Genomic DNA, 9,161 nt, shown 5'->3' with positions numbered 1-9,161 from the left:
GAGACGGTCACGATGCTGATCGACAAAGGCCCTCAGGACTTGGTGCGGCGGTCGAGCTCCGCCTGGGCAAAATACGCACTGGCCAGGCGCAGAATCTCGTTGGCTTTGCGCAGCTCGCGATTTTCGCGCTCCAGGGCTTTGATGCGTTCACGCTCGTCAGTGGTCGGCCCAGGACGTTGGCCGGCATCGGTCTGATGGCGACGAATCCAGCCATGCAGGGTTTGCGCTGCACAGCCGATCTTCGGGGCAATGGCCTCAATGGCCGCCCACTCGGAGGGGTAGTCGTTCAGGTGCTCCAGAACCATGCGCACGGCACGTTCACGGACTTCAGGGGAGTAGGTCGTAGTCTTTCTCATGGCCTCATCTTCTCAAGAGTTGAGGCCTCCACGAAACCCGGGGCGATTCAAGGCCTCAATCAATGCGCTGCAGAACCCCGAGAACTCCTCGAATCTGGTCATGCGTGCTGCTGCGAAGCAATCGGCCAGTGCGGACACCAGCAGGCTAAAGGCAAGTTGGTGCTTGATCTGACTAGCGAGATTCGCCTGCCAGAGGTCCGAAATGTTGACAGCCATGAGCAAGTCACCCGGATTGAATCGCGTGAGTACTTCACGCACCCGACCGCAGGATGCCTGAAAGGCCTGGTCAAACATCTTCCGTCGTTCATCCATGACACGCAGCATCTCGACCGGTAGATGCGGCCTCTTAGCCGGCGAGCGAGCTGACTTCTTGCGCTATTTCTTGCTCAATTTCCTTCCCCTGACGCCCCTATCATGTTGGCGAGATGGCAATCTGGACGGTGGTCCTAGGAGATCATCCACTTTTTTCGTTGTTTCGCTTGCATCTTTGGTTGTCGCCAGTTTCGACCAGCAATGTGCGAAGGGTTGCGCTGACTTGGTGAAGTCCATGGGTGAGGAGTTGGGTTGCCCCAGCGGTCCACCCCGCGAAACACCTCACTGTGGCGCAAGCTCGAGCCGGAGATCCAGTCGGGTACGCCTCCACCGAACACAGACCTGTTGCCGCGACAGCTCTGATGATTACTTCGAGGCTTGAACGTGAGGTCACTTTGGCTAATCTCGCAGGCACTCCGACGCCTTAGCTGGTAGACTGCGCGCCGCAATTACCTAGAGGATTTTTTCATGGCTACTAACCGTTCCCGCCGTCTGCGCAAGAAGCTCTGTGTTGACGAGTTCCAGGAATTGGGGTTCGAGCTCAATCTGGATTTCAAGCAAGACCTTTCGGATGAAGCCATCGATGCTTTCCTGAACGCGTTTCTGGGCGAGGCCATGGTCGCGAACGGCCTGGACTACGTAGGCGGCGAAGAGTTCGGTTTGGTATGCCTGGCTAAACGCGGCTCGGTAAGTGAGGAGCAACGTGCGGCTGTTGAAGCCTGGCTGAAAGGCCGTAGCGAACTGACCAAGATCGAGGTCAGCCCATTGCAGGACGCCTGGTACCCAGAGACGCCGATTAATCCGGCTGTTTGAAGCCAGAGCATCTGCGAGCATTAGGCCATCCGAAAGGGTGGCCTTTTCGTTTCTATTAGCTGCTCGTGTTACTCAGTCAGTGGCTACGCAAGATGCCTGCTTCGGGGCGCACGTCGGCCCACAGGAGACCGCGAACGTAAGTAGCGAACGGCTGAGATGAAGACCGGGACAGACTCGATTAGAGAATGACTGGCAACCCACACGTAGGGTTTGCCTTGCGTATGAAAAAGTGCCCGTCAGGCGTTAAACGAGGGAGTGGCTGAGACTGGACTGCCGTGGCATCCCCCAGGGGCGTCATCGGCAAACGGCAGGCGGAAACTTACGAGAGAAGCAGGGATACAGGCCGGCGGGGGTAAGACGTTTTTGACAACATTCTGATTATTTTTTGCTAATTGGCAAAACCTGGAATTCATCAACGCAAAGTTTCTTGCGCAGGCGGCGGGAGCGATTGGTAGCCATTAGGCAGTTCCTCGGCAGAAATGACGGGCGGCACTCTAGCAGCTTCCGTCGCAACTTGCCCGCCCGCCGCTCACCAGGAGTGCTACTGGCAGACGAAATGAGCAGCGAACTCGCACAGTTGGGGCAGGGTTGCGGCATAATGCGCCGATTTCCCGACCCATCATGGGAACAGCTGCCATGTCATTCATTTTCGCCCCTCGCCCTCGCCAGGAGGGCAAGCTTTGATGTTCAAGTCCATTCGTACCCTCGCGCTCGCCGCCCTGATCCTGCCCTGCGCCGCGTCACTGCAAGCCGCGCAGGTCAACACCAACCTTCCGCCCAAAGTGCAGAAGGCCCTGACCGCCAACAAGATCTCCTCGAACTCGCTCTCCCTGGTGACGCTGCCCCTCACCGGTCCGGGCGCCCAGACCCTGGTTAACGCCGATGTGTCGGTGAATCCGGCGTCCACCATGAAGCTGATCACGACCTACGCCGCCCTGGAGCTGCTCGGCCCCACCTATCAATGGAAGACCGAGTTCTACGCCGACGGTCCCCTGAAGAACGGGGTGCTCAACGGCAACCTGTACCTGAAGGGTGGCGGTGATCCCAAGCTGAATATGGAAAAGCTCTGGCTGATGATGCGGGACCTGCGCGCCAACGGCGTACGCCAGGTCACCGGCGACCTGGTGCTGGACCGCAGCTACTTCGTCCATCCGCAACTTCCCGCCTTCAATGATGACGGCGGCGACGACAACAAACCCTTCCTGGTCGGCCCCGATTCGCTGCTGGTCAACCTCAAGGCCGTGCGTCTGATCGCCCGAGCCGAAGGCGGCAAGGTGAACCTGGCCATGGAGCCGCCGATCGAGAGCATTCGCATCGACAGCAAGGTGCAAGTGACCAAGGCTGGCAAGTGCCCCTCCTGGCCCGACGTGCGCTACAACCCGGTGACCCAGTACGACGGCACCACCCTGATCGCCAGCGGCAAGCTGCCGGAAGGCTGCAGTGCGCAGACCTACATGTCCCTGCTTGACCATCCTGGCTACGCCGCCGGCGCCGTACGCGCGTTCTGGAAGGAGCTGGGCGGCAGCATCGACGGCAAGGACCGCCTGGGCGATGTGCCCAAGGACGCCAAGCTGTTGGCGCGTGCGTTCTCGCCGGACCTGGTGGAAGTCATCCGCGATATCAACAAGTACAGCAACAACACCATGGCCCAGCAGTTGTTCCTCAGTATCGGCGCGCGTTACCGCACCGCCGCCGATGGCGACGACGCCAAGGCCGCGCAACGGGTCATCCGAAACTGGCTGGCGAAGAAAGGCATCACCGCACCGCACCTGGTGATGGAGAACGGTTCGGGCCTGTCGCGCAACGAACGAGTCAGCGCCCGCGAGATGGCCACCATCCTCCAGGCCGCCTGGCAGAGCCCCTACGCTGCCGAGTTCATCTCCTCGATGCCGCTGGTGGCGATGGACGGCACCATGCGCAAACGCCTGCGCCGAACCGCTCTGGAAGGTGAAGCGCATATCAAGACCGGCACCCTGAACACTGTCCGTGCGATTGCCGGCTTCAGCCGTGACAGCAATGGCAACAGTTGGGCCGTGGTAGCAATCCTCAACGATTCCCGCCCCTGGGGGGCCTCGGCCATCCTCGACCAGGTGCTGGTGGACCTCTATCGCCAGCCGAAGAGCGTCGCTGGCGCCAACTGATTCATGAGTGGCCGCCCCGCGCGGGCGGCCACCCTGTCAGTCGGCGATGCGGATCTGATTGCGGCCAGCCTGCTTGGCCGCATACACCGCCGCATCCACTCTGCGCAACAGGTCGTCGGCATCCTCCCCTTCACGCCAGCCGGCACAACCGAAACTGGCGGTCACCTGCCCTACTCCTGCCACGTTCTCGCGCGCCAGCGCCTGCCACAGTGCCTGAGCCACCTGGAATGCCTGGTCGACATTGGTATCAGGGCAAAGCACCACGAACTCTTCACCCCCCAGCCGACACAGCACGTCGATGCGCCGAAGACGCTCGCCAACCCGCAAGCACAAGGCCTTGAGTACCCGGTCCCCCGCCTCGTGGCCGTGGCGATCGTTGATCTGCTTGAAGTGATCGATATCCAGCATCACCAGCGCCAGCGGGCCTTCGCGACGTTCGGCGCGCGCGATCTCAAGGTCCAGGCGTTCCTGGAAGTAGCGCCGGTTGTAGACACCGGTCAGGGCGTCGGTCACCGACAGTGCACGCAGCTCCTGCTCCACCAGCTTGAGCCCGGTGATATCGGTGATGTAGCCGTGCCAGAGCACGGCGCCATCCTCGCCACGCTCGGGCACCGACTCGCCCCGCAGCCAGCGCAGCCCCTGGCGTGGAAGCAGCACACGGAAATCTTCGCGCCAGGGGGTAAGCAGTTCGGCTGAGCGACGGATCGAGCTCTGGACACGCTCCAGGTCATCGGGGTGGACCCGCTCCAGCAGCCCCATGGCGTCGTCCCGCGCTACGTCCTGTTCCACTTCGAAGACTTCAAGTACGCCAGCACTGGTATAGGGGAAGCTGAAGTGCCCGTTCGACTCCATACGGAACTGATAAAGCAAACCCGGTACCCGCGCACTGAGCTTCTCCAGCAAGCGATCCCGCGCCTCCAGCGCCTGCTGCACATGCTTGCGCTCGGTCACATCGATGGCAACGCCCAGGAAACCCACCAGCACGTCACGCTCGTCGCGCACGCCGGTGAGTATCAGGCTGCCGATGAGCTGGCTGCCATCGCGGCGCTGAAAAGTCCATTCGTGCTCGTCATAGCGGTCGCCCGCCGTCACTTCCTCCACATAGGCCTGGTAGTCGGGAATCTGCTTGCCCAGCTGTCGCCCCAGCTCCCGACAGCGCTCCTCCACCTCGCGCTCCAGGTGCAACACCACAGGGTGGCGGCCGATCATTTCGAGGGAGCGGTAGCCAAACATGCGCTCGGCACCAACGTTGAACTGGAGGATCGCACCTCGCAGGTCAGTGCTGATGATGGCCACCTGGGTCGCCGCATTGAGGAGGCTGCGCAGTTGTCCGTGAGCCATGGCCAACTGCAGTTCGACTGCCTTGCTGGAGCTGATATCGGTCTGGGTGCCGATCATGCGCAACGGCGAACCATCGGCCCCGCGTTCAACGACCTTGCCGCGGTCCAGCACCCAGACCCAGCGACCGTCCTTGTGCAGCATGCGATGTTGACTCTGGTAAACCGCACTGGCGCCGCGCAGGTGGCGCTCCAGCTCAGCACGCGCCAGGGGCTGGTCCTGGGGATGGACCAGGCGATTACGGGCTTCGAGGCTGTCATTCACCTCATCTTCCGCATAGCCGAGCATGGTCTTCCAACCGCTGGAAAGAAACATGCGACCGGCTTGAGGTTCCCAGTCCCAGACGCCATGCCCGGCGCCATCCAGGGCAAAGCTCCAGCGCTCCTCGCTCAACTGAAGCTCGATCTCGCGCTCGCGTAGCTCCATCGTGCGCTCGGCCACCAGGGCCAGGGCGCCCTGCCGTTGATTGACCATCAACAACAGGTATCCCGCCAGCAGCAGGGTAAATGCCAGGCCACTGATCGCCACCAGGTTTGCCGTAGAAAGCGGCGGCCCAGCAAGGAAGGCCGCGCTCGGCACCACTTCCAGCAGGTAACGGCGATCAGCAAACGGCACTACGCGGCGCAGGCGCAGCTCGCTCTCCGGCGCCTCGGCACTCTGGTAGATCAGTTGCTCATGGCCGTCCTCACTGACATCACTGACCCGCATCACCAGGCTTTCAAGGCTGTGCGGCGCAATCGCCGCCTCCATCTCCAGGTTCAGGCTGAGCACCGACACGACGAAACCGCGCAGGCCCGCATCGCTCGGCACATTGCCTTCGTACACCGGCGCCAGGATGGCCACACCGCTGGCTTCACGCTCCACCACGCCGATCACCCGCAACAGCTCGGTGACGGTGATACCGTGGGTCCGGCGCGCCTTCTCGATGGCCGCACGTCGCGCCGGATTGGAATTCATGTCCATCCCCAGGGGCACTTCATCGATGCGCGCGGTCACGCTGTAGTAGACCGGGAAATACTCATCCCGCGGTGGACTGGGCACCAGGCGGTCGCCCTTCAGGTCGCGGATCGCGAAGCCGGCCATACCCTCGGCACGGGCACGCGACTCGAACGTCTCCCGCATGCTCCCCGTAATGCGCGGCACCCAGGAATAGACCAGGGTGTCGCCCAGCAACGGACCGACGAATCCCTGGAATTCTCCAAGGGTGACCTCACGGGAGTTGCTGAAGAAGCGCTGGACGGCATCCAGCTCCTTGAGCTGGCCGTCCAGGCGCTCCTGGATCCGACTGATGCGTTCGCTGGCTGCCAGGCTGAAGCGCTCGCGCAACTGCGCCTCTTCTGCGTGACGCACCGCCTGGCTGAGCAGGAGGGTAAGCGCCGCGCCGCCGAAGACGGTCAATAGACAAACCAGCCAAACCAGCGGGCGGCCGGACAGCAATGCCGACAGGTTCAGTTTTTCCTTCGCAAGCGACTGCATGCTCACTTCTCGAATCTGGGTGTGGAAATACCGTCCCTGTGAGCATCAACATAGCCAGATGGTGGCACTTTGCCTAGGTGCGCGCATGGGCAACCGACCGGCCAAGGCAAACGCCGGACGGCCGGAGCCGCCGACGCCAGTGTCGAGAAAGGAAAGCGCTGAGGCGCGAGGGCGCCTCAGCGGGTAGTCATGCGCCAGGCACGATGGATCTTCGAGTTGCGCGCGAAGTCCGGATCCAGGGTTTCGGCACTGATTTCAGTGACTGAATAGCGGGACTCCAGGCTTTCATCCAACTGGAACTTGCGGAAGTTGTTGGAGAAATACAGCGCCCCACCCGGTGCCAGGCGCGCCATGGCCAGATCCAGCAACTGGACATGGTCATGCTGCACATCGAACACACCCTCCATGCGCTTGGAGTTGGAGAAGGTCGGCGGATCGATGAAGATCAGGTCGTATTCGCCACGGTCTTCCGCCAGCCAGGCCATCACATCGCCCTGCTGGAGCTTGTGCTTGTCGGAGAAACCGTTCAGCGACAGGTTGCGCCGCGCCCAATCCAGGTACGTCTTCGACAGGTCGACGCTGGTGGTACTGCGCGCACCACCCTTGGCTGCATGCACGCTGGCGGTGGCCGTGTAGCAGAACAGGTTGAGGAAACGCTTGCCGGCAGCCTCACGCTGGATGCGCAGACGGATCGGCCGATGGTCGAGGAACAGGCCGGTGTCCAGGTAGTCGGTGAGGTTCACCAGCAACCTGACCCCGCCTTCGCTGACTTCCATGAAGCGTCCTTCGCTGCCCTGGCGCTCGTACTGGCGGGTGCCGCTCTGGCGCTCGCGGCGCTTGACCACCACACGGGCCGGGTCCACATCCAGCGCCTGGGGAATCGCGGCCAGGGCATCCAGCAGGCGCGCCTGGGCCTTCTCTGGGTCGATGGATCGAGGCGGTGCGTATTCCTGCACATGCACCCAGTCGCCATAGAGATCGACGGCAAGCGCGTATTCAGGCATGTCGGCGTCATACAGGCGATAGCACTGAATGCCCTCCTTGCGCGCCCACTTGCCCAACTGCTTGAAGTTCTTCTGCAGGCGATTGGCGAACATCTGGCCACCTTCGCTCAAGCGCGCAGGCTCGCTACGCGGGGCGGCGCGATCGCCCTCCCCGGCTGCACGCCGCTCGCCCGTGACGAACTGTTCCGGCAGGACCTTCAGCAAGAGCAGCTTGCACGCCAGGGCGCCGTTCCAGAACGCGTACTGCTTGTGGCTGCGAATACCCATGCGCTTGCCCAGTTCCGGCGCCCCCGTGAACACTGCCGCCTCCCAGCCCAGGCAGGACTGACGCAGGCGCTCGCCGAGGTTCTGGTAGAGGTAGAGCAGACTGGCTTCATCACCCAGGCGCTCACCATAGGGCGGGTTGCTGATGACCAGACCCTTCTGGTTCTGGTCCGGACGCGGTTCGAAGGTGGCCAGCTCGCCCTGATAGATCTTCACCCAGTCGCCAAGACCGGCACGTTCGATGTTGTTGCGGCCGGGTTGAATCAGGCGCGGATCGGCCTCATAGCCGCGAATCCACAGCGGCGGCTTGGCCAGGCCCGCCACGGCGCGCACACGAGCCTCTTCGTGGAGCTTCTTCCACAACGCAGGCACATGGCCCAGCCAATTGGAGAAACCCCAGCGCTCGCGTTTGAGGTTGGGCGCAATGTCGGCGGCCATCATCGCTGCTTCCACCAGGAAGGTGCCGACGCCGCACATGGGGTCCGCCAAGGCACCGCCTTCTGCGGCGATCCTCGGCCAACCGGCACGGATCAGGATGGCTGCGGCCAGGTTCTCTTTCAGTGGTGCAGCACCTTGCTGAAGGCGGTAACCGCGCTGGTGCAGGCTGTGGCCGGCGAGATCGAGGGAGAGGATGGCCTCGCCCTTTTCCAGACGCAGGTGGATGCGCAGATCCGGGTTGACCTTGTCGATCGACGGGCGCGTGCCATCGGCGGTACGCAGCTTGTCGACGACAGCGTCTTTGACTTTGAGCGCGCCGAAGTGGGTATTGTCGATGCCCGAACCATGGCCACTGAACTCGACCGCAAGGCTGCCGTTGGACATCAGGTGGTCGTGCCAATCCACCGCCAGTACGCCCTGGTAGAGATCCTCGGCGTTCTGCACCGGGAAGCGCTTGAGCACCAGCAGTACCCGGTTGGCCAAGCGGGACCAGAGGCAGAGGCGGAAGGCGGTTTCCAGGTCACCCTGGCCGCGCACCGCAGCAACCTGCTCGCGTACGTCCTGCAGGCCGAGTTGCGTGGCCTCGTCGGCCAACAGGCCCTCCAGGCTCTTCGGGCAGGTAAGGAATAGTTCGTAGCGATCCGACATTGGAGAATCCTGGGGCCTCAGAGGCGATCAGCGGCACAGGGCAGAAGCTGTGCGGTAAGAAAAAGTGTGACGTAAGGTCGCGGAACGGCCCTTCGTCGGAATCAAAAACTGTCTGATTCGTGCGCAAAACGAAATAGCACTACGACATCATGACTCTGGTCAGCCCCCAAGCCACGGGGCTTAGACCGAAAAGTGGCAAAAAACGTTTCCATCTGCTTATGGCCGTTGCCACCTTCAAGTTACGTCCTTATGACAAAACGATCATTCACATGCCTGGGGGCATTGGTTAGAAATCAGCTTAACCCGTCGCCGCAATGGCGATGGATGAAGGCCCGTCACGCCGGCAACGGGTCCTCGAAGGCAGAGCATTT

5 protein-coding genes, 2 pseudogenes and 1 other annotated feature are annotated in these 9,161 nt (G+C 62.1%); of the genes and pseudogenes, 2 read left to right on the top strand and 5 right to left on the bottom strand.

Going from position 1 to position 9,161, the window contains the following annotated elements:
• Positions 1 to 78 (bottom strand) — a sequence feature (AL1L pseudoknot). This feature is flagged as partial in the annotation.
• Positions 1 to 356 (bottom strand): annotated as a pseudogene (locus tag G559_RS0127880) (transposase); the annotation flags it as partial. (Overlaps the previous feature by 78 nt.)
• 12 nt (positions 357 to 368) lie before the next feature.
• A complete protein-coding gene (locus tag G559_RS0127875; RefSeq protein WP_155945768.1) occupies positions 369 to 650 on the bottom strand; it encodes a hypothetical protein in 282 nt (93 codons plus the stop codon).
• Positions 651 to 1,136: 486 nt separating this feature from the next.
• Here G559_RS0127875 and G559_RS0127870 point away from each other — a divergent pair, with 486 nt between their 5' ends.
• On the top strand, positions 1,137 to 1,481 hold the full coding sequence (locus tag G559_RS0127870; protein ID WP_028631377.1) for a YggL family protein: 345 nt from the start codon (positions 1,137 to 1,139) through the stop codon (positions 1,479 to 1,481).
• A gap of 396 nt (positions 1,482 to 1,877) precedes the next feature.
• Here G559_RS0127870 and G559_RS30565 read toward each other — a convergent pair.
• Positions 1,878 to 1,940 (bottom strand): annotated as a pseudogene (locus G559_RS30565) (hypothetical protein); the annotation flags it as partial.
• A gap of 224 nt (positions 1,941 to 2,164) precedes the next feature.
• Between G559_RS30565 and dacB the strand changes: the two are divergent.
• Entirely contained in the window at positions 2,165 to 3,622 is a 1,458-nt protein-coding gene (dacB, locus tag G559_RS0127865; RefSeq protein WP_028631376.1) for a D-alanyl-D-alanine carboxypeptidase/D-alanyl-D-alanine endopeptidase, read from the top strand.
• 36 nt (positions 3,623 to 3,658) lie between these two features.
• Here the strand turns inward: dacB and G559_RS0127860 are convergent, their stop codons facing one another.
• Entirely contained in the window at positions 3,659 to 6,436 is a 2,778-nt protein-coding gene (locus G559_RS0127860; RefSeq protein ID WP_028631375.1) for a sensor domain-containing diguanylate cyclase, read from the bottom strand.
• Between the two features lie 176 nt (positions 6,437 to 6,612).
• The gene (gene rlmKL / locus G559_RS0127855; protein WP_028631374.1) at positions 6,613 to 8,790 is read right to left on the bottom strand and encodes a bifunctional 23S rRNA (guanine(2069)-N(7))-methyltransferase RlmK/23S rRNA (guanine(2445)-N(2))-methyltransferase RlmL; all 2,178 of its coding nucleotides are present in this window, start codon (positions 8,788 to 8,790) and stop codon (positions 6,613 to 6,615) included.
• Positions 8,791 to 9,161: the final 371 nt, after the last annotated feature.

This window comes from Metapseudomonas resinovorans DSM 21078, assembly GCF_000423545.1.
Classification (GTDB): domain Bacteria; phylum Pseudomonadota; class Gammaproteobacteria; order Pseudomonadales; family Pseudomonadaceae; genus Metapseudomonas; species Metapseudomonas resinovorans.
Note: the sequence above shows the minus strand (reverse complement) of the source record. Positions and strands in the feature narration are given on the sequence as shown.

Bases quoted from the DNA above. Each gene is read 5' to 3' on its own strand.
- G559_RS0127875 (WP_155945768.1), bottom strand. From the start codon at position 650: ATGTTTGACCAGGCCTTTCAGGCATCCTGCGGTCGGGTGCGTGAAGTA.
- G559_RS0127870 (WP_028631377.1), top strand. From the start codon at position 1,137: ATGGCTACTAACCGTTCCCGCCGTCTGCGCAAGAAGCTCTGTGTTGAC.
- dacB (WP_028631376.1), top strand. From the start codon at position 2,165: ATGTTCAAGTCCATTCGTACCCTCGCGCTCGCCGCCCTGATCCTGCCC.
- G559_RS0127860 (WP_028631375.1), bottom strand. From the start codon at position 6,436: ATGCAGTCGCTTGCGAAGGAAAAACTGAACCTGTCGGCATTGCTGTCC.
- rlmKL (WP_028631374.1), bottom strand. From the start codon at position 8,790: ATGTCGGATCGCTACGAACTATTCCTTACCTGCCCGAAGAGCCTGGAG.